The sequence below is a fragment of the Photobacterium andalusiense genome, assembly GCF_900185625.1.
Classification (GTDB): domain Bacteria; phylum Pseudomonadota; class Gammaproteobacteria; order Enterobacterales; family Vibrionaceae; genus Photobacterium; species Photobacterium aquimaris.
In genome coordinates this window covers 1,044,498-1,065,821 of sequence record NZ_FYAJ01000001.1, presented here as the reverse complement: position 1 = coordinate 1,065,821, position 21,324 = coordinate 1,044,498, and the positions used below count along the sequence as shown (strand labels likewise).

The following is a 21,324-nucleotide window of genomic DNA, read 5'->3' as shown; positions in this document are numbered from 1 at the left end:
TCATAGTGCAAGTTAGCTCAATTTATAATAGCTATAACAATTAGTTACCGTATCTTTGTTGCCATTGCTGTTCAATGGCGGCTAGCCATGTCGGATTTGGCTCTGCAATTGCAGGGTAGGGTTTAAAGCTCTGCTTGTTATAAGGTGCCGATAATTGCTTAAAAGCTTGTGGGCTTAAAATGGTTGGATCGCCCCATAAGTTAGTATCGGCTTTACGGGCTTGTGCTTGTGGGCTCAACAGAAAATTAATCGCCACTAATGCACCAGCTTTGGCATTGGCATTCCACGGAATCGCCAGAAAGTGAATATTAGTTAACGCACCGGCATTAAAAGCATAGGTTTTAGCTTTGTCGGTTAAATTACCATTGGCAATAGCAGCAGCTGCTGCATTTGGATTGAAGGTAATAGCTAACAATAATTGTTGATCATCAAGTAATTGCACTGTTTCTGCAGTGCCTGCTGGAAATTGCTTACCTTGATGCCATGCCACTTTATGGAGTTGATCAAGATAATGCCACAGTGGCGCGGTAACGCGATCAAACAACGCTTGATCTTGAGGTAATTTCAAGGGTTGATATAAAGCTTTTTTATCTGTTGTTAATTCTAATAACGCCGCTTTTAAAAAGCCAGTACCATGAAATTCTGGTGGCTTTGGATAGCTTATTTTCCCTGGGTGTTGCTGCGCTAAAGCTAATAATGCTTTAAAGCTTTTAGGTGGGTTTTTTAATGTTTCGGGATCGTAAATAAACACCAATTGTCCCACGCCCCATGGTGCTTCTAGCCCTTGAGTAGGCTCTGAAAAGTCTTTATCAATCGGTAGTGATTTATCAACATATTTCCAGTTAGGTAATTGGTGGGTAAATGGTCCATAGAGCAAACCGTTTTGCTTCATTGAACGAAAGTTTTCACCATTGATCCATACCATATCAACACTACCACCACTGTTTTTACCTGCGGTTTTTTCGGCTAATAAACGTTGAGTGGTTTCAGCAATATCGGTGACTTTAACTTGTTTTAGGGTTACGCCATAACGCTGTTGTAATTGGGTGTTAGCCCACAGTAAATAATCATTAATTTCTTGGCTGCCACCCCAAGCATTAAAATACACGGTTTCACCTTTGGCTTGAGTGAGCGTTTGTTGCCATGTTGGCGTAATGTGAGTAACAGTTGGTACTTCACTAGCATGTGCCGCAATACTACTGACAAGTAATGCCATTGCAACAGGCAGTTTTTTTAGCGTTTGAAAGCGTCTGTTCACAATTGATCTCCTTATTTTTGGCGCGATGAGTTGCGCATCCAGTGATGGTATTTTTTAACCCAAGCAAGTAACGTTTGGGGTGCATGGGCTTGTTTCCATACGCCGGCTGTATATTTTGCGCCTTCGCTCATGGTTGGATAAGGATGTATGGTGCCTAAAATTTTATTGAGTCCTAAATTGTGGCGCATGGCTAAGGTAAATTCGGCTAATAAATCCCCTCCATGATGACCAACAATCGTCACACCCAGAATTTTATCGCTGCCTTTAGGCGTTAAGACTTTAATAAAACCTTCATCATAACCATCGGCAATAGCACGATCTAAATCATCAAGTCCATAGCGCGTCACTTCATAGTCAATATTTTGCGCTTGGGCTTCTTTTTCGTTAATCCCCACGCGTGCTAATTCTGGTGCAGTATAAGTTACAGCTGGGATCACAGAATAATCGGCTTTGAACTTCTTCACCGCACCAAACAAACTGTTTACAGCGGCATACCAGGCTTGATGAGCGGCAACATGCGTTAGTTGATAGGGACCTGCAACGTCACCAACAGCATAAATATTTGGGTATTGTGTTTGTAGATACTGATTAACCGCGACAGTGCCGCGTTCAGTTGTGGTGATGCCGAGTTGTTCTAGGCCAAACCCTTGCACATTTGCTACGCGTCCTAACGCGACCATTACCGCATCAAATTCTAGAGTAAGCTGGTGGTTATTGTGTTCTAGCAACGCTCGTTGAGTTCGAACTCCGTTATCATCAATAATCGATTCAAACTTTACAGCGTTATGTTGCAATAAAACATTAACACCATCACTAGTGAGGGCTTGCTCAACCAATGTTGCAGCGTCAGTATCTTCACGGCTCAATAGTTGTGATGAGCGTTCAACAACGGTGACTTCAGCGCCTAATCGACAGAAACTCTGTGCTAATTCACATCCAATCGGGCCACCACCTAAAATCAATAACCGTTTAGGAAGGGCAGTAAGTTGCCAGATGGTGTCTGAAGTTAAGTAATCAACCGTACTTAAACCTGGAATCTCTGGCACAAGAGGACGCGCGCCTGTAGCGATGACAATATTACGAGTTGTAATACGGTCGCCATTCACTTCAACTTCCCATGGTGACAAGATTGTGGCGTCACCCGTTACGCAGTTCACCCCGAGTTTAGAGTAACGTTCGATAGAATCATGCGGTTCAACTTTTACTATCACATTATGAATACGGCCCATAACTTGTGCAAAATTTACATTATCGATATGAGCATCAATACCCAATTTAGCGGCATTTTTAATATCAGCGGCAGTGTGCGCTGCACGAATAAGTGCTTTAGAAGGAACACAACCGGTATTTAAACAATCACCGCCCATTTTGTGGCGCTCAATCAACGTGACTTCAGCTTTTACTGCCGCGGCAATATAGGCACTCACTAAACCACCTGCACCAGCACCAATCACCACTAAATTTTGATCAAAGTGGGTCGGTTTTTGCCATTGCTGATAGCGTTTTTTATTTTCCATCGCTTTCATTATCCATTTCGCGATGAGTGGAAACAGCCCCAGTAAAAATAAAGATACTAAAACGGGCACAGAGATAATGCCGCTTAATGATTCTATTTTTCCTAGTTGAGTACCTGCATTAATATAAACCGCTGTCCCTGCTAACATACCTAATTGGCTCACCCAGAAAAAAGTCCATGCTTTAATCGATGTTAATCCCATCAGTAGGTTAATTAGAAAAAACGGAAAAACGGGGATTAAGCGTAAGCTCAGTAAATAAAAGGCTCCTTCCTTGGCGATACCTTGATTTAATGTTGTTAAACGCTGACCAAATTTCGCTTGCACCCAGTCGCGTAAGATAAAACGGCTCGATAAAAATGCCAATGTTGCACCGATAGTGCTAGCAAACGACACCATGATCAAACTTGTCCAAAAGCCAAATAACGCAGCACCTAGTAAGGTTAAAATTGACGCACCAGGAATAGAAAGGGCAGTTACTAACACGTATAGGCTAAAAAAGCTGACATAAGATGTTATTGGGTTTTCAGTAATATGGTGCTGTAACGCTAATTGTTCACGCTTGGCATATTCAAGAGTGAGAAAATGTCCTAGATCAAAATAGAACCAAGCACCAATAAATGCTGTGATAACAGCCAATAATACAATTTTGTTATTTTTCATCTAAGCTCCTTGATGGCTGTTCAGTTGAGGTCGAAGAAGCGGGAGTTGGTGGTTGTTGAGCATTGCTGTTTGATTGCGGTTGAATCGGCAATGAGCAAAAACCTTGTGCTGGCACATCAAGTGCAGTATTAAATTTAGCTGATAAATTTTGAAAGCTAATTAATGCGGTTAACTCGATAATATCATCACTGCTATACCATGCAGCAAGAGCGGCAAGCATTGCGTCACTAACCTGTTCACCAGTAATAGTCATGGCTTCAGTGTAGGTTAGTACCGCTTGCTCTTGTGCTGAAAAGTAGCTAGAAGATTGCCAATTTGCCAATGCTTTTATTTTATCGACTGAGTGGCAGCGTTCGGCAAGTTTCATGCCGTTAGCATCAACGCAGAAGGCACAGTTATTCAGCTGTGATACTCGTACGCAAACCAATGATCGTATCATGGCATCAATTGGGGATTTTTTACGGTCAAGGTAACCAAAGAACACTGCTACTAACCAGAAGAGTACCGGCTTACGTCCCCATAACTTAGCAGGATTGAGTACTTTTCCAAAATGGCGTTCTTGTAACCACAGTAAAGGTTTTACCCATAATGAGAATGTATTTTTGGTTAATATACGCAAGGAATGTCCTTATAAAAAGTAAGTCACAACGACTCTTAACTAGCAAGACCGTAAGAAGTAACATTGTATTTCATTTAATAAGAAAAAATTTGTTTATTCGAGCAATTGGTTGAAATTGCAGCAACAAATACAACCTTGATAGGTAGTAGAAAAGAGGTGATGGACATAATGATATGCAGGCGTTGATGGATGGTGAACGATCATTATCGAACGTTAAAAATACGTTTAATACGGCAAAAGAGAACTGACAAATTAATAAAAGATTAAACAAAAGCATTACGTTTTATTTGATATTTATATTTTCTATTAGTAGATATATTTAAATAAATAAAATTATGCAATTATTTTTAATTTAAATTCTATTGAGGGATGCTTTAAATAGCACTTTAATACCAAGGTAGAATAAGTTAAAGAGGCATAGAGCCTCTTTATTCTTAAGCGTCACTTAGCCAGTTGACGAGTATATTTATTATAGTTTTGCTAGCAGTTCATTGCGTCTGCTTTCTGGTATTACTGACCAATGTTGGCCATGTATAGCACCTTCTAGTGCCCACAATAGCTCTATACTTAACGACGTTTCTTGTGTTTTTTGTAACGCCTTATAAGCTTCGAGTGCACCAATATCATGCAGTTGCTCGATAGTTTTAACACCTATTTTTTTTAGCATTCGTTCATTTGAAAGCCGTAAGTTAGGTAAGTCTTTAATCCTATCTGGCGTACAGCAATCTTTAGCTTTTTTATCAGCTTGCGCTGCCTCAAGAGAATATTTGGCCTGCTCGACTATTTTCTCTGGGTGTTGCCACCATTCATCAAGAATAGCGTAATGCTTTGTAATAACTGGAAAACCACGTTTTTTATAAATATATGGTTCTAGACCCGCTTGTTTAAATTCCTCTTCTGTTTTCGCGTTTGCGCGTAGATGGAGTTTATTATTTACCACAAGAGCAAACATTGCTTCTCCTGCGAAAATACCAAAACCGCCAAACATCGAACGCGATTTTACATTACCTAAATGGTCTAATAGTTTTAATGAATCTTTTAATATTGGTTTGTCCATACTTCTACTCGGTGAATAAATGAGTGTCACCTAACATTAAAGTAGTTGTCACTTTACTTTTATTAATAAAGTTATTTACATCACAAACGAACTACTTTAAATCATTATGCATTACCTTATAAATAGACTTATCAATAGCGAAAGTTTATTTAGAACTTGTAAGTCTTTTGCTTACTATTATATGTATTTACATAAATCATTATATTCGATCTTTTTAAAAGTTAAGTTTGAATATTAACGAAAGCTGGTGAATATGTGATATCGCTCATATTTCTTGGTAAGAAACAATGTTTTAATAGCGTTTGGAAGTAGGGGAATTATATTAAGGGGAAAAAAAAGCCAATATAATTATTGGCTTGATAAATAGATAACGCTATTAGCGTAGATCTTTAACAGATTTTCGTTCAACGATAGCAGGGGCCATCTCAAAAATTTGAGGTTCGTGATCTTTGTCCTTCATACGCTCCATCAAAATCTTAATCGCTGTTTTACCTAAGCGACGTTTTGGCTGGTGGATAGTTGTTAGTGGCGGTGCAAAGTAGGGCGCAAGATCAATGTTGTCATAACCAATGATAGAAATATCATTTGGTACGCGCAGTCCTGCTTGTTCAAAGGTACTAATAAGTGCCATCGCCATAATGTCATTAAAGCAAAATATAGCGGTTGGGCGATCAGTCATGGCAATATATTTCTCGGCAGCCTCGACAGCAGAATCACACTCAAAGTCGCCTTCAAGGATCCAGTCTTGGTTGACCTCTATATTTGCTTCTGTCATCGCTTTATTGAAGCCTTTTAAGCGCTCTCGACAGGTCGATTTATCATTATGACCTGATAGACAACCAATACGAGTATGGCCATGATCGATAAAATATTTAGTCGCAATATAGCCACCTTGTTCGGCATTATCTTGAATCTTATCGGTATGTGGGCTTTCTGGGCCCCAATCCATTACTACCATTGGTAAATCTTTTTGGCGCTCAAGTAAATCTAATAACTTCTGATCGAGATCAGAACACATCACCAATAAACCATCGACACGTTTTTCTGCCAGCATGCGTAAGTAATCGCGTTGCTTAGAAAGGTTGCCTTCGGTATTACATAAGATCAGAGTGTAACCCTCACGGTAACAATACTCTTCAACGCCATGTACAACTTCAGCAAAAAATGGGTTGGTTGATTTAGTAACTAGCATACCGATAGTACGCGTGGTGTTACATTTTAAACTACGAGCCACTGCACTTGGTGCGTAGTTAAGATCTTCAACGGCAGCAAGAACTTTTTTCTGCGTTGCTTCTGCGACAAAGCGCGTTTTATTGATCACGTGTGAGACTGTTGTTGTTGAAACACCAGCCATACGTGCAACATCTTTAATGGTTGCCATATTTATTCTTCTAATAATGAGCGCTAGAAATGGTTCTAGCCAATTGTGTGGTACCAAATTGAGTAATCACTGAGAGATATAAAATCCATTTTATTACGTTAATCATCTCGTTAATTATTCAATTTGGCACCGATAATGTGTTTGTTACATTCTTAAATAGTATCCAACAACAAAATCCGCATCTATTTGCGGCTTTATAATTATTACATATTTTTCAAGTGTAATCGCTTGCGTTCACATTTTACTGAGTGTTTCGCGTAGTGCAACGATTCTATTGTTTTGGATTAAAATATTTGATGCTATCACCAAAAAAACGTAAATTTCAGCAAATTTATCGCAGTGTTACTGAAATTTACTTGATGGACTCATCATGTACGGTTAGTTAACACGCTGATAATAGAAAAGGGTAATCATGAATAGGATGGGCGTGAACAGACACTTGCCAACCATAGACAGCATTAATTACGGCGGGATCTAACGCTTGCCACGGTGTGCCATCGGCTTGAATTTTTCCGTGTTGAATGATTACCATCCGTTGAGCATACTGCGCCGCTAAATTAAGATCATGTAATACCACGATTACCGCCGCACCTTGAGCTGCCATCGTTTGTGCCATTTGTAGCGTTTTATGTTGATGGGCTAAATCTAAGGCTGAGGTTGGCTCATCTAACATTAAAATGCATTTATCATCGGCTTGGCTTAATTGGGTCAATACTCGTGCAAAATGGATCCGCTGTTTTTCACCACCAGATAAGGTCGGATATAACCGCTGGGCAAGTTCAAGTACATCGGTATTAGCCATTGTTTGGCTAGTGATGCGATCGATTTCTTGGCGAGATAAACACAACGGCATAGTGCCAAGTTCTACCACTTCTTTACAGGTAAACCCAAAAGAGAGTGAGCTGTGCTGCGGTAGAATACCTAAATGGCGCGCCAGTTCTGCGCGTTGCCAGTCATTAATATCACGATTGAAAAATGCCACTTCACCACTTTCAGGGGACATCTCACCACATAAGATTTTAAGCAAGGTGCTTTTACCCGCGCCATTGGGGCCTAATAGCGCAGTAACTTGACCAGCTTTAATATCAATACTGAAATTATCTAATAACACTTTATTGGCTAATGTGAGTTGTAAGTTACGTGCTGTAATCGCCGTCGAGTGTGAGAATGTTACCGTCATGCGATTCTGCCTTTTTGCTTATTTAATAAATAGATAAAAAATGGAGCGCCTAAAATCGCAGTAATAATACCTACCGGAAGTTCTTGCGGTGCAAAAGCACTGCGGGCAATCATATCTGCGACGAGGAGTATTAAAGCGCCTAAAATCGCCGATATTGGCAATAATGTTTTATGGTTAGGGCCTGAGATCATGCGTCCTAAATGCGGAATAACCAGTCCAATAAACCCAATTGGGCCGGTTATCGCAACGGTGATCCCAACACCGGCAGCACACACAATAATTAAACTGCGTTTAAGGTGTTGGACATCAACCCCCATATGACGGGCTTCAGCTTCACCTAATAAAAACGCATTCAGTGCATTTGCTTGACGGTAACAATAATAATAAATTGTAATAAGGCTAATAAAGGCTAGCCCAATACCAGACCATGTAGCTCCAGCAAGTGATCCCATTGACCATAAAGAGAAATCACGTAGGGCTTGGTCATCAGCAATGTAATTTAATAATCCCAGTCCTGCGCCAGAAATAGCACCAATCGCAACCCCAGCAAGTAGCATAACCACGACAGAGGTGCCATTTTTATCAGTACCAAGGTGATACACCAAATAGGTGCTTATTGCGCCCCCTAAAAAAGCAAAAAACGGCACAGCACCAATGTTCATTAATAGCGGATAATGTGCCATTAGCGGAGCAAATAAAATGATTGCAAACGCCGCTCCCAGTCCTGCGCCGCCTGATATACCAATAATACCTGGGTCGGCAAGAGGGTTACGAAATAATCCTTGTAACACGGCACCACAAATTGCCAATATAGCGCCAATCGCAATACATAATAATGTCCGTGGTAACCGTATTTGATGGATCACTAAATCAACATGAGTTGCAAGTTGGTGCTCGCCGGGTAATAGGGCAATAAAGCTGTCTTTATAGCTGATATCCATCGGTCCAATCGCAATCGAACTGAGTAACGCAAATAAAAGCGAACCGATACTGATCACGTAAATGACGGAGGGTGAAATACGAGTAACATTCATGACGTCATTGATCTCAAATTACGATTGTGGATAAAAAACACCATTAAGGCGCATGGCTTCATTAATACTGTGAATCCCTAATCCACCAATTAGAGCTGTGCCGTCAATCACCGCAATAGTATTGTTTTTTGCCGCAGGTGTTGCCGCTAACATGGGCATTTTTTCTAGCAATTGTTGCATGTTGTTAATTGATGCGGTGGTGCGATCACTTAATAAAATAATGTCTGGTTGCATCTGCAAAATAGCTTCTGTAGATACTGGCTTATAATTAGCGACTAATGGCGCAGCAGGATTAATTGCACCTGCTAAAGTAATAATGCTATCGGCGGTGGTATTTTTGCCTGCCACACTGATTGGGCGACCATCATGGATCATTAAGAACAACACTTTTTTTAGGGGGTGTTGCTGATGTAAATTGTGTTGTTCAATCTTATCAACGCTGGTTTGAAGTTGTTGCTTAAGTTGCTGCGCTTGTTGCTGATGTTGAGTTAATGCCGCGACTTGATCTATGCGATGGAATAAGTCATTCACTGTTTCACCGCCATTGACAATATCCACTTCAATCCCTGACTGTTTTAAAAGGGTTAATGTTTTTGGTGGCCCCATTTCATCAGAACCAATGATTTTAGTTGGCGCTAATGCTATTAGGCTTTCTGCTGATAGTTGGCGGTGATAGCCCACTTTAGGCAGGCTCTGTGCGACTAAGGTTTTACTAGTGACATCCACTGCAATTAATTGTTGCTGAGCACCTAAGGCATTAATAATCTCAGTAATTGCCGCACCAGCACTGATGATGCGTGGCGAATCTGAATTAGGTTGAGCCTGAGCTTGTGGTGAAAATAAGCTTGATGCTGTTATTAATAGTGTGATTGGTAACAGCATTTTTCGAGCAACGTGCCCCCAAGAAGGTGCAGTAAAAACAGAGTGTTGACGGTCCATCATTGTTGTTCTTCCATTAATAGTTGAGTGGCTTTGATGTCGTTTTTTTGTAGAAAAGCTAACAGTTTGAGCATTTGTTCGACTGAGGCTTTTTTATCTGCCCCAATCACAACTGGCTTATTGGGCGCTGCTTTGACTTTGGCTAATAGCTGTTGGTTAAAACTGTCCCAGTCGTTGATAGCTTGGCCTTGTAATGCCCAATGGGGCTCAGTTGCAACCAAATTGATAGTAATTGGATCAGCTTTAGTCGTTTGTAATATTTGGGTAGATGTTTGTGGTAAGTCGACATCTAACGCTTTGATTTGAACCGTCGCGGTCAGTAGCAAAAACACCATCACAATAAAAATAATATCTAATAATGGGGTTAAATCAGGTGTTAAGTTATCGCTATCGTGGCGGTTATTAATCGTTATCATGCTGATGTACCACTATAAGCTGGGTTTTCTTCACAAGTATCACACGGCTTTACGGGGCTATTTTCAGCATCAATATTCATACCTTCGAGCCACAAATTACAGCGGTTTAAGCTATGTTCAAGTTTTGCCATAATGCTGTCAGCCCATAGCCCTAATAATTGCGAACCAGTAATTGCGGGTAGGGCAATAATTAATCCAGCAGCAGTAGTACGCATTGCTAATCCCAAACCATCAGCAAGATCACTAGGGGTAACCGAGCCTGTAGAGAGGGCTATTCCTTTAAACATATCAATTAAGCCAAGCACAGTGCCAAGCAAACCGAGTAATGGACTAATCACACCAATTAAGCTCAGTAAGCGTAATCCTGACCGTAACTGTTGACGTTTTTGTAATAACCAAATATTGGCCGCATCTTCTCGTAATGGTTTAGTAAAGTGGCGATGAGCAATCAACATCGCAATACCTTTACACAATAACGGTCGTTGGTGCTTGAGTTGGGTAGCTAATTGATCAAGTGCGCGATCGTCATGTCTATTTTGCTGCTCAAGTAAGGTTGTGACTTGAGTTTTACCAACACCGGTACAAAGAAAAACTTGTATTAAGCGTTCGACTAAAATCATGACCGTTAAGGCAGAGCAAGTAAGTAACGGCCATGTCATGAGGCCAAATTGTTGAGTAAGCGTGTCGACTACAGTCATGATTTAATCCAATTTAAAACGTACAGGGATCTGTACTCGGTGGGCAATTGCCTTACCGTTAACAATGTGAGAAGAAAAGCGCCATTTCTTAATCGCTGCAATTGCTGCATTATCTAAAATCTGTGCGCCCGATGATTTAATCAGTTTTTGTTTAAGTTGTTGTCCTTGAGCACCTATCCACACCTCAATCAATACTTGACCTTCAATACCACGGCGCTTGGCTAATTTGGGGTAATTAACCGGACTTGGTCGAGTTGCAAACGTTGGTTTTGAGACTAATTTCAATACCTGTGTCCCACTATTATTAGTATTTTTTTGTGATTTATTATTTAACTGATTTTTAATTGTTTTTTTATTGTTTTGTGCTTTTTTTTGGGTTTTTTGTGTGTTTTTTATTTTTTGTGGTGTTTTTTTAACTTTTTTATTTTTTACAACCGCCGTTTTTTTTAGTGGTTTTTCAGGCAATAGTTTGTTCGTTTTTGCTATTGGCGGTTTTTTTTTGACAATCTTCTGAGTAACAGTGTCGGTGTTTGATAAACGTTTTATCTTTGATTTTATAGGTTTTTTTACTGTTTCATTAACGGTTGGTGCTATAGGAGTAACCGTTGGAGTATTATTGCTCTTAGCGGCTGGCGCTGCTGTAAATGTTAAACTAACACGAGGGGTATCAGTACCCATGGTAAGTGTCAGTGGCTCTTTGGTTGGCATCGCAGCAAGAAACATACTATGTACCAAAAGTGATACTGCTCCAGCAGCTATATAACGTTTAGTATTCACTCTTATCACCTAAGACTAATGTGATATAGAACGTCAATAGTGGCAATTAAATGTCTGTACAAAATAACATCCTCACGGTGTAATGTGTTTTTTGTTAATAGTTTTAACTGGTTAGCGATATAACACCCACAGTCAGAGACTGTTTTTAGCCATTATCCACGAAATGCGAATAATATCAATTATCATTTGCAATATTATTCAATGCAAAATATCATGCTCACGTACAACATTTATAAGCACTGATAAAAGTAGCGATGTACTACTTTTACGCTAATGTTTTTTGATAAATATTTAGAAAGTGACAGCAAACAATTATAAATAGTGTGGTTAGTATCGATTTGTGGCCAACCTGATCGAAAAGGCTAATAACAATTGACGTAGAGGGGCTAGTGACATAGCCATTAAGATGATAAATGTCGACCGATTAACATTGCCAGCTAATATGCCCGTAATATTGGACACATCTGTTTTTGACAGTGATATTTTAGGTGAGAGTACACCCGACCCATTGCGGTTTGGTTTTCGACGTAAGTTATCAGCCCATGCTGGTGGCAGTCACCATGCACCTATTGCTGCCGAACAGATTCAGCCACTCGCTCAACGCGTTTTGCAGCAAACGACGCCGCCTTTTAATAAGCGTTGTTTATACGTTCATATTCCATTTTGTCGTGTGCGGTGCACTTATTGCAGTTTCTTTGAATACGCTTCAAGCCAACGCTTAATTGATGATTATTTTGCAGCATTAATGGCTGAGCTTAAATTTAAAGCATCACAACCATGGACGCAGGCTGCCCCGTTTCAGGCGGTTTATATTGGTGGTGGTACGCCAACTGATTTAACAGCAGCGCAAATTAAACAACTTGGCACTATGATCCGCCGTTATTTTCCATTAGCCACTGATTGTGAGTTGACCTTAGAAGGGCGTATTAACCGTTTTAATGATGAAATGTTTGATTCAGCACTCGAAGGTGGATTTAACCGATTTTCATTTGGCGTTCAAAGTTTTGATACTCAAGTGCGTCGCCAAGCAAAACGGTTAGATGATCGTGAAGTGGTGCTTAAGCGCATCAGCGAACTAGCAGCGACCGATCAAGCACCGATAGTGATTGATTTACTTTACGGCTTGCCTTATCAAAGTATCGATGTATGGCTACATGATCTTGATGACTTTCTTGATTCCGGCGCACACGGCGTTGATTTATATCAATTAATTGAAATGGGTAATACTCCGATGGGAAAAATGGTCGAACAAGGCCGTTTACCTGAGCCTGCTGATACCATCACTAAAGCTTCAATGTTTGAAATTGGGGTCGATTATATGGCTAAACATCACTTACGCCGATTAAGTGTTAATCACTGGGCGCGTGATAACCGTGAGCGGAGTTGTTATAACAGCCTAGCAAAAACAACCGCAGAAGTGTTGCCACTTGGTGCTGGTGCAGGAGGGAATGTTGGTGGTTATGGCTTTATGCAACACCGTAAATTAGAACGTTACATGGATGATGTTAGCCAGCAGCATTTTCCTTTGGCGATGATGGTTGAATCGTCATCCCATGCAGTAATAAATACCACTATTAAAGCCGGATTTGATCGTGGAGTGCTTGTTGCCAAAGAACTTGATAAACAAGCAGGGTGGCCATTATTTAGTTATTGCTTGCCGCTATTTGAGCGTTGGCAAAAAAATGGCTTCGTGACCTTAGAACAACACGGCAATCACCGTTATTTGAATTTAACCTTAGCGGGGCAATTTTGGTCAGTGACACTGGCGCAGGCGTTAATTCAAGTGGTAACAACAGCGATATCGAAAGGGCAACCGTAGCCATATTTCAACATAAAAGATTTATTAATTAAAAAGGATGATAACTGTGTTTACTCGCTATTCTCAGGCGGAATTAAAAACCAAGGTTGCTGATATTTTGCAACAAAATGACAAATTGCATGCGGGTGCTATCGCTGAGCAATTGCAGGTTACAGAAGGCGAAGTGGTGCTATCGTTACCATCAGAGTTGGTTGTGCCGTTAGTTGGTCATTTAGCCCAATCTATTGTTGAAGCCTTACCGAGCTGGGGAGTTGTGACAACAATTGTACATTCAATGGGATCTATTTTTGAAGTTAAAGCCCCTTTCCCTAAAGGCAAGTTAGCCCGTGGCTACTATAATTTAATGGGGAAAGATGGCGAACTACACGGCCATTTACGCTTAGATCTTGTTGAACATATCGCATTAGTCAGCAAGCCATTTATGGGTCAAGAGAGCTACTTTATTGGCTTTTTTGCAGCCAAAGGTGAATGTGTGTTTAAAGTTTATTTGGGAAGAGATAAACAGCGCAATTTATACCCGCAGCAAATTGAAAAATTCCACCAGTTAAAGCAATTAGTGAATCAATAACCTTCGTCAGTCAAAAAATAATAACAACATATGCAAGTAGAAAATAAGTCAGCCCGAATTAAAAAGGAAGAAGGGATATAAAATGAGTGAAGTAAAACAACAGCGCTTACAAAACCGCTTAGGGCCAGAGATTAAAGAATTTCGTGAAGCATGTTTAACACTGCAACTTGCAACCGTCGATATGAATGGCAAACCCAATGTGAGTTATGCGCCGTTTGCATTACTTGATGATGGTTACTATGTATTAATTAGTCAAATTGCCAAACATGCGCGTAATTTACTAGAAAATCCGCAGGTCTCTTTGATGATGATTGAAGATGAAACTGCAGCGAAAACTTTGTATGCCCGTAAACGATTAACCTTTGAAGCTGATGTTAGTGTTATTGATCGAAATTGCGAGGGTTGGACGTTAGCTGTTGCTGCTTTACGTCAACGTTTTGGTGAAATTATTGATGGATTGAGTGGTTTAGAAGATTTTGTTTTATTCCGTTTAGCGCCAACTCAGGGGTTATTTGTAAAAGGGTTTGGTAAAGCGTTTCAAGTCAGCGGTGATGATTTGGTAGATTTTGTGCATCTAGAACAAGGTCATCGCCGTATTAAAGATGGTTCAGAAATTGAAACACCCGATGAGAAATTATAAAACGTTTATTACTAACGACTAACTATTACTAGTTAACCTATCATGCCTGCTGTTCATCACAGGCATGTGTTCGTTTAGGGCGTTATAGCAGACTCTAGCGACAGTGGTTGTCGATAAGTTGATCACGATCATCGTAATTTGGAGCGTAACTTGAACTTGGTAAAATACCTGTGATAATTAGGTTATTAATTACTTAATTATTCGGATAAAAATGATGACGGAAGAACATAAAAAGGGGATTTGGTTTGCCTATATTGCCAGTTTTCTGACCCCATTTACTTTACTATTATCAGGCATTATCGCCATTATTTATGCGGGTTATAAACTTGATAAAGGCACAGATGAAGTCACTTATAGCCATTACTACACCATTATTCGTAGCTTCTTTTTGTTTTTAACATTTTTTGTGGTGTTAGGTGTTTCTGCGGCAACAACAACTGGCATGATTGCGGGCGCTGAATATTGGGTTCATAGTGATATTCTGGCTAATATTTTAAATGTTCTGCCTTTTATTGGTGGCGCGATTGCGATTGTGGCGATAGTGGTGTGGTTTGCAAAAATTATTAACGGCATGCGATTGTTAAGTCAAAATCAAGCTGTGAAGTTGTAACTGGCGGCTTAAATACAATCAAATTAAATAACGCCAATAAAAAAAGGATAATCAATTGATTATCCTTTTTTTTACGGCAAAGAGAGTCATCTCAATGGCGATTATTTCTTAAATTGCATTACAAGTTGGTCTAGTTGCTTAAGCAGATCAGTTGTTTTTGGATCTTGCTTTTTCATTGCATTAATAACGTCATCTTGTACTTGCTTGTCTTGCTTACTGATTGCAGGATCATTCAAGATAGAACGTTGTTGCTTCTCAAGCGTAGTACGGATAGTCGTAAATTCTTTTACTAACTCAGTACGCTTGTCGTTAGAAATATCTTTCTTAGTCGCTTCAACTTGAATTTCTTGAGCACGTTTAATTAGCTTTTCAGGTTGGTAACCCAATGCTTTAACTTTATTGTTAAACGCTGTCTCGTAAGCTTTCATCTCAGTGATAAGTTGAGGATTTGCTTTTAGTGTTTTTACACGAATAGCGGCAAGCTGTTGTTGGATTTTACCAATTTCGCCAGCTACATGCTGTTGTTCAGCTGTGATCTGGTGAGACGAGGCCATAGGCACAGTCGTTGGCGCATCTTTAGCCATTGCTACTGCTGGTGCTGCTGCAAACGCACAAGCTAAAGCGATAGGCGCTGCAACTTTAAGAAGTTTAGTTTTTAAGCCAGATGTTTTAGTCTGCATTATGGTTTCTCTTATGTTCAATGAATAACGTTTCTATTCAAGAAAGCGTGAGAGAGCATCGTTAGCGAGTCTCAACATCATTATCTTGAAGTGCTTACGACATAACATACGCGCACTGATCTACTGTTATGTCAGATCAGTGTCATTAAGCCTGAAGCTAAACTGAATAATATAAGTTTGTATTTTATCAGTTAGTCGAAAAAGGTGACATATATATAATATCAATCTAATGATCCGTAAAATAAATTATCACACAAATTGCATTATTCTTTTAAAGCATAGATAATCAATACTCATAATTCTCAGAATTTGAGTGTTTAATAACCTGAACTGAGTCCTATTTGATTTTTTCTAACGTTATCGATCTTGTTTGACTAACTCGTTAGCTAAAATCCCCCCTCTGCTGGAGTTCATATGTGCCAAGATTGCGGTTGTTCATTACCGAGAGGTGATCATCATCACCATCAATTACAAGCTAATCCACAATTAAATGATAAAAAGACTTTATCAGTTATTCATAAAATTCTTGATAAGAATGACGTGGAAGCGGCTCATAATCGAGCACATTTTGAAGCACAAAATGTGACTGCATTTAATTTAATGAGCAGCCCTGGTAGCGGTAAAACCACATTACTTGAGCATTTGCACCAGCATACCGATCTTAAATATGCCGTGATTGAAGGTGATTTAGAAACCTCGCGTGATGCTGATCGTCTAAAAGCACACGGTATCGACGCTTACCAAATTCAAACAGGTTCAGCTTGTCACCTTGATGCCTTTATGGTGCATGGCGCATTACACCATGTTGATCTTAAAAATCTTGATATTTGCTTTGTTGAAAACGTAGGTAACTTGGTTTGTCCTGCAAGCTACGACGTGGGCACACATAAAAATATTGTCTTAGTTTCTGTTCCAGAAGGTGACGACAAAATTGAAAAATATCCAGTGATGTTCCGTCGTGCTGACTTAGTATTGATTACCAAGTGCGATTTACTACCATATTTTGACTTCAGCATTGAAGAAGCGAAAGCGCAGCTTAAAAAGCTTAATCCTGAGGTACAAGTAATTACATTATCAACTAAAGACGCAGCAACATTTGCCCCTTTAGTTAGTTGGTTAACGGCGAATCAACGCCCACAGGAAGCGTAATCATGTGTTTATCTATTCCTTCTCAAGTTGTCGAAGTTCACGAAGATAATACCGTTACTGTTGATACTATGGGTGTTAAGCGTCGCGTTAGTTGCCATTTATTAATGGATGAGCTAGTGGTGGGCGAGTATGTATTGATTCACATTGGTTTTGTAATGAGCAAAATCGACGATAAAGATGCACAAGAAAGTCTTGAAATGTATCAATTTATTATGGATGAATCAGGGCCACTTCCAATATGAGTTTTGATCTTAAAAAACTGTATGAAGGCTTTCGTGATGCCGACACAGTCTTAAACTTAGCTGAACAAATTAAGCAGCTAGCGGTTGATTTACCTGAACCTATGCAAGTGATGGAAGTGTGCGGTGGTCATACCCATACCATTATGAAGTTTGGGTTAAAGCAGCTATTACCTGATAATATTGATTTTATTCACGGCCCCGGTTGCCCAGTGTGCGTGATGCCCAAAGAGCGTATTGATCATGCCGCTGCATTAGCGAGTCAACCCAATGTTATTTTAGTGACGTTGGGCGATATGATCCGTGTGCCAGGTTCTAAAGGCAGTTTGGCACAATACCGTGCTCAAGGGTGTGATATTCGACCTATTTATGACCCACTTGATTGCTTAACGATTGCGATTGATAACCCTGATAAAGACGTGGTTTTCTTTGCGATTGGTTTTGAAACTTCTACTCCAATGACTGCCATTTTAATTGAATTGGCTGAACAGCGTCAGGTTAATAACCTCTACTTTCACATTAACCATGTGTTAGTACCGCCTGCGATTGATGTGGTAATGGCAGATCCTGCGGTTAAGGTTAATGCGTTTATTGGTCCTTCGCACGTAAGTGTTATTGAAGGCGCTAAAATTTATCGCTCGGTAGTTGAAAAGTACCAAACCCCAGTCGTTGTAGCAGGTTTTGAGCCGGTTGATGTAATGGAATCTATTCTGCGTTTAACCAAGCAAAGAGTTGCGGGTGTGGCAGAACTTGATGTGCAATACACACGTGCCGTGACCGAAGAAGGTAATACTGTTGCTCAAGCTGCCGTAAAACGTTGTTTTGATATTCGAGATAGTTTCCGCTGGCGTGGTTTAGGCCCAATCGCTAATTCTGCATTACAGTTAAATGAAAAATACCGTCATCGTGATGCTGAAATTAAATTTGCTGATTGTTTGCCAATGACACCGATTGATGATCACAAGGCTTGTCAGTGTGGTGATATTTTACGAGGCTTAGCAAAGCCTAAAGATTGTAAAGTTTTTGGTCGTGGTTGTACGCCACAAACGCCGCTTGGCAGTTGCATGGTGAGTTCAGAAGGTGCGTGTAATGCGTATTTCCGATACCGAGGTGTTAAATGAGTGAACAAGATTTTTCTGCATTATCGACCACAAAATCGATTCAACTAAGCCACGGCGGTGGTGGTCAGGAAATGAATAAGCTAATTAAAGGCTTATTCTTTAAAGCGTTTGATAATGCCATTCTGCGCAGTGAAGAAGATGCTGCAGTATTGACCCTTGAAGGTAAAACTGCCTTTACTACTGATTCATTTACAGTGTCACCGTTGTTTTTTGCTGGTGGTAACATTGGTAAATTAGCCATTGCAGGCACTGTGAATGATTTAGCGATGATGGGCGCACAACCGCAATATTTAAGTTGTAGTGTGATTATCGAAGAAGGGTTTGAAATCGGTAAGCTTAAAACCATCGTTGAAAGCATGGCCACCGAGTTAAGTATCTCTGGTGCTAAAATCGTTTGTGGCGATACCAAAGTCGTGCCCAAAGGGTGTGCTGACGGTATTTTTATTAATACCACTGGTGTTGGTAAAATTATTCAAAGCGGTATTTCAGTACGTAACCTTGCTGATGGTGATGCAATTATTGTGTCTCGTGATGTTGGTCGTCATGGCGCAGCTATTTTAATGGCGCGTGAAGGCTTAACCTTGGAATCAGAGCTTATCAGTGACTGCAATACGCTATGGCCTGCGGTTGAGGCACTTATTGCTGCTGGGCTTGATATTCATGCAATGCGTGATGCAACTCGTGGTGGTTTATCGGCAGTATTAAACGAGTGGGCACAAGCGTCTGATGTTGGCATCAATGTCGTTGAAGATGATGTACCTGTGAGTGAAGAAGTGCGCGGTCTATGTGAATTATATGGTTTTGAACCGTTTGATTTAGCCAACGAAGGCACGTTCATTATTGCATTGCCACAAGCGCAAGCACAACAAGCATTAGCGGTACTTGAAGCCTTTGCTGCCTGTGAAAATGCAGCAGTGATAGGCTCGGTTAATAGTGATCATAGTGGTCGAGTTATTTTAACCAGCGGTTGGGGCAGTCGTCGTTATTTAGATCTTCCTCAAGGTGAATTACTACCGAGGATCTGTTAATGCACGAGTATTCCATTGTCGGCGCACTTATCGAACAATGCGAACAACATGCTCGTGATAACAATGCTGATAAAGTTACTCGAGTTGCGATTAAAGTCGGTATTTTAAGTGGGGTAGAGCCAGCGTTACTTGAAACGGCTTTTCAGACTTTTAAGCTTGAAGGCATTTGCCATGACGCTGAGTTTGAAATGAATATTCAGCCACTGGTGTTATCCTGCCTTGAATGTGGTCAAGAAACCATTCATAACGAGCGTAGTATTATTTGTCAGCATTGCGGTAGTAATCATACCCATGTTTTAGATGGTGAAGACTTAATGCTAATGCAGCTTGAAGTCGAGCAAAGCTAAATCGCATCAGCAGCTATCATCACTAAGAAAGGCCATATCAGTTAATGCTGGTATGGCCTTTTTTAATTTCCCCGTCATTCCCTACAGTGAATGCCCGCGAGGGCGATAGGGAATCTACTCTCCGCGTGTCCTAAACCCTATTGCTTTGATAGTATCTCTTCAAATAATACCGTCATTAACTTTTGACCATTTTCTGTGGTCCAATCTTGTGCTAATTCTGCAATTAATTGATTCGTTGAAGTTAGTGTTACTCCATTTGATTCCATGCGGCGCAATGCGGTTTCATCCGCTAATGTCGTTGGCGATCCTGAGCCATCCACGACAACTTGTACTCGATAACCTTCTTGAACAGATGTAAGCGCAGGGTAAACAACGCAAACGTCAGTGGTTATACCGGCAATAATTAAGTTTTTACGGCCTGTTGCAGCAACAGCTTTAGCAAAGTTTGGATCTTTCATCGCATCAACAATACCAGCTCTTTGAATGCGTAATGCATACGCTTCAGGTACGGCTTGTTGCAGCTCATCAAATAATAACCCTTGGACATTACTTTCTTGGCTAGAGGTTAAAATTAGAGGCATTCCTGTCTCTTTTGCAGCACGCGCTAAGGCCAATGTATTACGTTTAATTTGCTCTAAATCAGCAGAATGAACCCATCCCATAGTGCCCACTTGATGATCAATGAGAAGCATTGCACTGTTTTCTGGTGTGAATAGTGTGTTTGTCATAGTGGTATTCCTTATTATTATTTCATCATTGTTTTAAAAAGTTGCGCAATATTTTGTTGGCCAATTTTGGCATTTTCGTAACTAGTGTGGACCGATGGCCCAGTGGGTAAAATCGGTTGTGCTAAAGAAGCCGCTGACACAAAAATAAATTCACTATTATCTGTTTCAGCGATGATCTCTAACATCGCAGCATTATCAATGGTGATTAATTGTTGGGTTGCGACACGCTCGCCAGATATTGAGATGCCACCTTTTAGTACATATATAAAGCGTGAATCCTGCTCTGGTGTCGGCGCATAACGCCAGTTGGCACCTCTGGCTGATAACGTTATATGATAATAGTTCATATCAATAATATGGCTAATTGGACTTTTTATCCCTGCGTATTCACCCACCAATATTTTCGTTGATGTATTTAACTCTTTGATAATCGGCAGATCTTCACTAGAGACACCTTGATAGCGCGCTTCACCCATTTCGATGTTTTTTGGCAAAGCAGTCCAAAGTTGAAATGCCTCAAAGTGACCGTCTTGTGAGGTTAATGTTTCTTTATGCAATGCGCCTGCTCCCGCTACTAATAGTTGAACACTGCCTGTTGGTAATTTAGCAACGTTACCTTGTGAGTCTTGATGGGTGAGATCGGCATGAATAACATAAGTAATGGCAGCAATACCTGAATGGCCATGAAAATCGAATCCAGCTTCCGTTTGGGTCGAATTCAATTGGAAATGATCCCACATCACAAAAGGGTTTAATTGCTGCATATTATCTTGTCGAATAAAGCTGTTTATTGGCCCATGGCGTAGACCAGTATAGTTTGATTTAATCACGATAAACTCCTTCTGTTTGATGGAATAAG

At 40.3% G+C, this 21,324-nt stretch carries 23 protein-coding genes; 9 read left to right on the top strand and 14 right to left on the bottom strand.

The window, feature by feature from the left end; genetic code table 11:
- Positions 1-40: 40 nt before the first annotated feature.
- From PAND9192_RS04840 to PAND9192_RS04790, 11 genes are all read right to left on the bottom strand, one after another.
- Positions 41-1,216 (bottom strand): ABC transporter substrate-binding protein, encoded by a 1,176-nt coding sequence (locus PAND9192_RS04840; RefSeq protein WP_087852907.1) that lies wholly within the window; start codon positions 1,214-1,216, stop codon positions 41-43.
- A 53-nt stretch (positions 1,217-1,269) separates the two neighbouring features.
- The gene (locus tag PAND9192_RS04835) at positions 1,270-3,435 is read right to left on the bottom strand and encodes a dihydrolipoyl dehydrogenase family protein (protein ID WP_087852771.1); all 2,166 of its coding nucleotides are present in this window, start codon (positions 3,433-3,435) and stop codon (positions 1,270-1,272) included.
- Positions 3,425-4,054, bottom strand: a complete 630-nt coding sequence (locus PAND9192_RS04830; RefSeq protein WP_087852770.1) for a carboxymuconolactone decarboxylase family protein — start codon at positions 4,052-4,054, stop codon at positions 3,425-3,427. Before PAND9192_RS04830 ends, PAND9192_RS04835 begins: the two co-directional genes overlap by 11 nt.
- Before the next feature lie 469 nt (positions 4,055-4,523).
- Entirely contained in the window at positions 4,524-5,111 is a 588-nt protein-coding gene (locus tag PAND9192_RS04825; protein WP_087852769.1) for a TfoX/Sxy family DNA transformation protein, read from the bottom strand.
- 376 nt (positions 5,112-5,487) lie between these two features.
- On the bottom strand, positions 5,488-6,492 hold the full coding sequence (gene purR / locus PAND9192_RS04820) for an HTH-type transcriptional repressor PurR (protein WP_087852768.1): 1,005 nt from the start codon (positions 6,490-6,492) through the stop codon (positions 5,488-5,490).
- Between the two features lie 382 nt (positions 6,493-6,874).
- The gene (locus tag PAND9192_RS04815; protein ID WP_087852767.1) at positions 6,875-7,672 is read right to left on the bottom strand and encodes a heme ABC transporter ATP-binding protein; all 798 of its coding nucleotides are present in this window, start codon (positions 7,670-7,672) and stop codon (positions 6,875-6,877) included.
- Positions 7,669-8,706, bottom strand: a complete 1,038-nt coding sequence (locus tag PAND9192_RS04810) for a FecCD family ABC transporter permease (RefSeq protein ID WP_060997496.1) — start codon at positions 8,704-8,706, stop codon at positions 7,669-7,671. The genes PAND9192_RS04815 and PAND9192_RS04810 overlap by 4 nt, the downstream gene beginning before the upstream one ends.
- Positions 8,707-8,724: 18 nt before the next feature.
- Positions 8,725-9,645 carry a heme/hemin ABC transporter substrate-binding protein gene (locus tag PAND9192_RS04805; RefSeq protein WP_370738377.1) on the bottom strand — a complete coding sequence of 307 codons (921 nt, stop codon included), beginning with the start codon at positions 9,643-9,645 and terminating at the stop codon, positions 8,725-8,727.
- A complete protein-coding gene (locus PAND9192_RS04800; protein ID WP_087819913.1) occupies positions 9,645-10,061 on the bottom strand; it encodes an ExbD/TolR family protein in 417 nt (138 codons plus the stop codon). Before PAND9192_RS04800 ends, PAND9192_RS04805 begins: the two co-directional genes overlap by 1 nt.
- Positions 10,058-10,759 (bottom strand): MotA/TolQ/ExbB proton channel family protein, encoded by a 702-nt coding sequence (locus PAND9192_RS04795; RefSeq protein ID WP_087852766.1) that lies wholly within the window; start codon positions 10,757-10,759, stop codon positions 10,058-10,060. Before PAND9192_RS04795 ends, PAND9192_RS04800 begins: the two co-directional genes overlap by 4 nt.
- 3 nt (positions 10,760-10,762) lie before the next feature.
- Positions 10,763-11,536 carry an energy transducer TonB gene (locus PAND9192_RS04790; protein WP_087852765.1) on the bottom strand — a complete coding sequence of 258 codons (774 nt, stop codon included), beginning with the start codon at positions 11,534-11,536 and terminating at the stop codon, positions 10,763-10,765.
- Between the two features lie 406 nt (positions 11,537-11,942).
- Between PAND9192_RS04790 and hutW the strand changes: the two genes are divergently transcribed.
- From hutW to PAND9192_RS04770, 4 genes are all read left to right on the top strand, one after another.
- Positions 11,943-13,355: a heme anaerobic degradation radical SAM methyltransferase ChuW/HutW gene (gene hutW, locus PAND9192_RS04785; RefSeq protein ID WP_370738370.1), complete on the top strand. Its 1,413-nt coding sequence runs from the start codon at positions 11,943-11,945 to the stop codon at positions 13,353-13,355.
- Positions 13,356-13,401: 46 nt separating this feature from the next.
- Complete coding sequence (gene hutX, locus PAND9192_RS04780; RefSeq protein ID WP_087852764.1) at positions 13,402-13,923, top strand: heme utilization cystosolic carrier protein HutX; 522 nt, start codon at positions 13,402-13,404, stop codon at positions 13,921-13,923.
- An 82-nt stretch (positions 13,924-14,005) separates the two neighbouring features.
- A complete protein-coding gene (hutZ, locus tag PAND9192_RS04775) occupies positions 14,006-14,563 on the top strand; it encodes a heme utilization protein HutZ (protein ID WP_087852763.1) in 558 nt (185 codons plus the stop codon).
- 214 nt (positions 14,564-14,777) lie between these two features.
- Positions 14,778-15,173, top strand: a complete 396-nt coding sequence (locus tag PAND9192_RS04770; RefSeq protein WP_087852762.1) for a hypothetical protein — start codon at positions 14,778-14,780, stop codon at positions 15,171-15,173.
- A gap of 101 nt (positions 15,174-15,274) precedes the next feature.
- Here PAND9192_RS04770 and PAND9192_RS04765 read toward each other — a convergent pair whose 3' ends face one another.
- Positions 15,275-15,853: a hypothetical protein gene (locus PAND9192_RS04765; protein WP_087852761.1), complete on the bottom strand. Its 579-nt coding sequence runs from the start codon at positions 15,851-15,853 to the stop codon at positions 15,275-15,277.
- A gap of 414 nt (positions 15,854-16,267) precedes the next feature.
- Between PAND9192_RS04765 and hypB the strand changes: the two genes are divergently transcribed.
- Genes hypB through PAND9192_RS04740 form a run of 5 tightly spaced genes read left to right on the top strand, consistent with a single transcriptional unit; the run spans position 16,268 to position 19,737 of the window.
- Complete coding sequence (gene hypB, locus PAND9192_RS04760) at positions 16,268-17,002, top strand: hydrogenase nickel incorporation protein HypB (protein WP_087852760.1); 735 nt, start codon at positions 16,268-16,270, stop codon at positions 17,000-17,002.
- 2 nt (positions 17,003-17,004) lie between these two features.
- On the top strand, positions 17,005-17,244 hold the full coding sequence (locus PAND9192_RS04755; protein ID WP_060997506.1) for a HypC/HybG/HupF family hydrogenase formation chaperone: 240 nt from the start codon (positions 17,005-17,007) through the stop codon (positions 17,242-17,244).
- A complete protein-coding gene (gene hypD / locus PAND9192_RS04750) occupies positions 17,241-18,362 on the top strand; it encodes a hydrogenase formation protein HypD (RefSeq protein ID WP_087852759.1) in 1,122 nt (373 codons plus the stop codon). The genes PAND9192_RS04755 and hypD overlap by 4 nt, the downstream gene beginning before the upstream one ends.
- On the top strand, positions 18,359-19,390 hold the full coding sequence (hypE, locus tag PAND9192_RS04745; protein WP_060997508.1) for a hydrogenase expression/formation protein HypE: 1,032 nt from the start codon (positions 18,359-18,361) through the stop codon (positions 19,388-19,390). Before hypD ends, hypE begins: the two co-directional genes overlap by 4 nt.
- Positions 19,390-19,737 (top strand): hydrogenase maturation nickel metallochaperone HypA/HybF, encoded by a 348-nt coding sequence (locus tag PAND9192_RS04740; RefSeq protein WP_060997509.1) that lies wholly within the window; start codon positions 19,390-19,392, stop codon positions 19,735-19,737. The genes hypE and PAND9192_RS04740 overlap by 1 nt, the downstream gene beginning before the upstream one ends.
- 137 nt (positions 19,738-19,874) lie before the next feature.
- Here PAND9192_RS04740 and PAND9192_RS04735 read toward each other — a convergent pair whose 3' ends face one another.
- Complete coding sequence (locus tag PAND9192_RS04735) at positions 19,875-20,465, bottom strand: isochorismatase family protein (RefSeq protein WP_087852758.1); 591 nt, start codon at positions 20,463-20,465, stop codon at positions 19,875-19,877.
- Between the two features lie 17 nt (positions 20,466-20,482).
- On the bottom strand, positions 20,483-21,295 hold the full coding sequence (locus tag PAND9192_RS04730) for a pirin family protein (protein WP_087852757.1): 813 nt from the start codon (positions 21,293-21,295) through the stop codon (positions 20,483-20,485).
- Between the last annotated feature and the right edge of the window lie 29 nt (positions 21,296-21,324).

Excerpts from the sequence above, each read along its gene's own strand:
- PAND9192_RS04825 (WP_087852769.1), bottom strand. The coding sequence starts at position 5,111 with ATGGACAAACCAATATTAAAAGATTCATTAAAACTATTAGACCATTTA.
- PAND9192_RS04810 (WP_060997496.1), bottom strand. The coding sequence starts at position 8,706 with ATGAATGTTACTCGTATTTCACCCTCCGTCATTTACGTGATCAGTATC.
- hutZ (WP_087852763.1), top strand. The coding sequence starts at position 14,006 with ATGAGTGAAGTAAAACAACAGCGCTTACAAAACCGCTTAGGGCCAGAG.
- PAND9192_RS04835 (WP_087852771.1), bottom strand. The coding sequence starts at position 3,435 with ATGAAAAATAACAAAATTGTATTATTGGCTGTTATCACAGCATTTATT.
- PAND9192_RS04755 (WP_060997506.1), top strand. The coding sequence starts at position 17,005 with ATGTGTTTATCTATTCCTTCTCAAGTTGTCGAAGTTCACGAAGATAAT.
- hypB (WP_087852760.1), top strand. The coding sequence starts at position 16,268 with ATGTGCCAAGATTGCGGTTGTTCATTACCGAGAGGTGATCATCATCAC.
- hypD (WP_087852759.1), top strand. The coding sequence starts at position 17,241 with ATGAGTTTTGATCTTAAAAAACTGTATGAAGGCTTTCGTGATGCCGAC.
- PAND9192_RS04800 (WP_087819913.1), bottom strand. The coding sequence starts at position 10,061 with ATGATAACGATTAATAACCGCCACGATAGCGATAACTTAACACCTGAT.
- PAND9192_RS04805 (WP_370738377.1), bottom strand. The coding sequence starts at position 9,645 with ATGGACCGTCAACACTCTGTTTTTACTGCACCTTCTTGGGGGCACGTT.
- PAND9192_RS04815 (WP_087852767.1), bottom strand. The coding sequence starts at position 7,672 with ATGACGGTAACATTCTCACACTCGACGGCGATTACAGCACGTAACTTA.
- purR (WP_087852768.1), bottom strand. The coding sequence starts at position 6,492 with ATGGCAACCATTAAAGATGTTGCACGTATGGCTGGTGTTTCAACAACA.
- PAND9192_RS04740 (WP_060997509.1), top strand. The coding sequence starts at position 19,390 with ATGCACGAGTATTCCATTGTCGGCGCACTTATCGAACAATGCGAACAA.
- PAND9192_RS04795 (WP_087852766.1), bottom strand. The coding sequence starts at position 10,759 with ATGACTGTAGTCGACACGCTTACTCAACAATTTGGCCTCATGACATGG.
- hypE (WP_060997508.1), top strand. The coding sequence starts at position 18,359 with ATGAGTGAACAAGATTTTTCTGCATTATCGACCACAAAATCGATTCAA.
- PAND9192_RS04770 (WP_087852762.1), top strand. The coding sequence starts at position 14,778 with ATGACGGAAGAACATAAAAAGGGGATTTGGTTTGCCTATATTGCCAGT.
- PAND9192_RS04735 (WP_087852758.1), bottom strand. The coding sequence starts at position 20,465 with ATGACAAACACACTATTCACACCAGAAAACAGTGCAATGCTTCTCATT.
- PAND9192_RS04765 (WP_087852761.1), bottom strand. The coding sequence starts at position 15,853 with ATGCAGACTAAAACATCTGGCTTAAAAACTAAACTTCTTAAAGTTGCA.
- PAND9192_RS04840 (WP_087852907.1), bottom strand. The coding sequence starts at position 1,216 with ATGGCATTACTTGTCAGTAGTATTGCGGCACATGCTAGTGAAGTACCA.
- hutW (WP_370738370.1), top strand. The coding sequence starts at position 11,943 with ATGATAAATGTCGACCGATTAACATTGCCAGCTAATATGCCCGTAATA.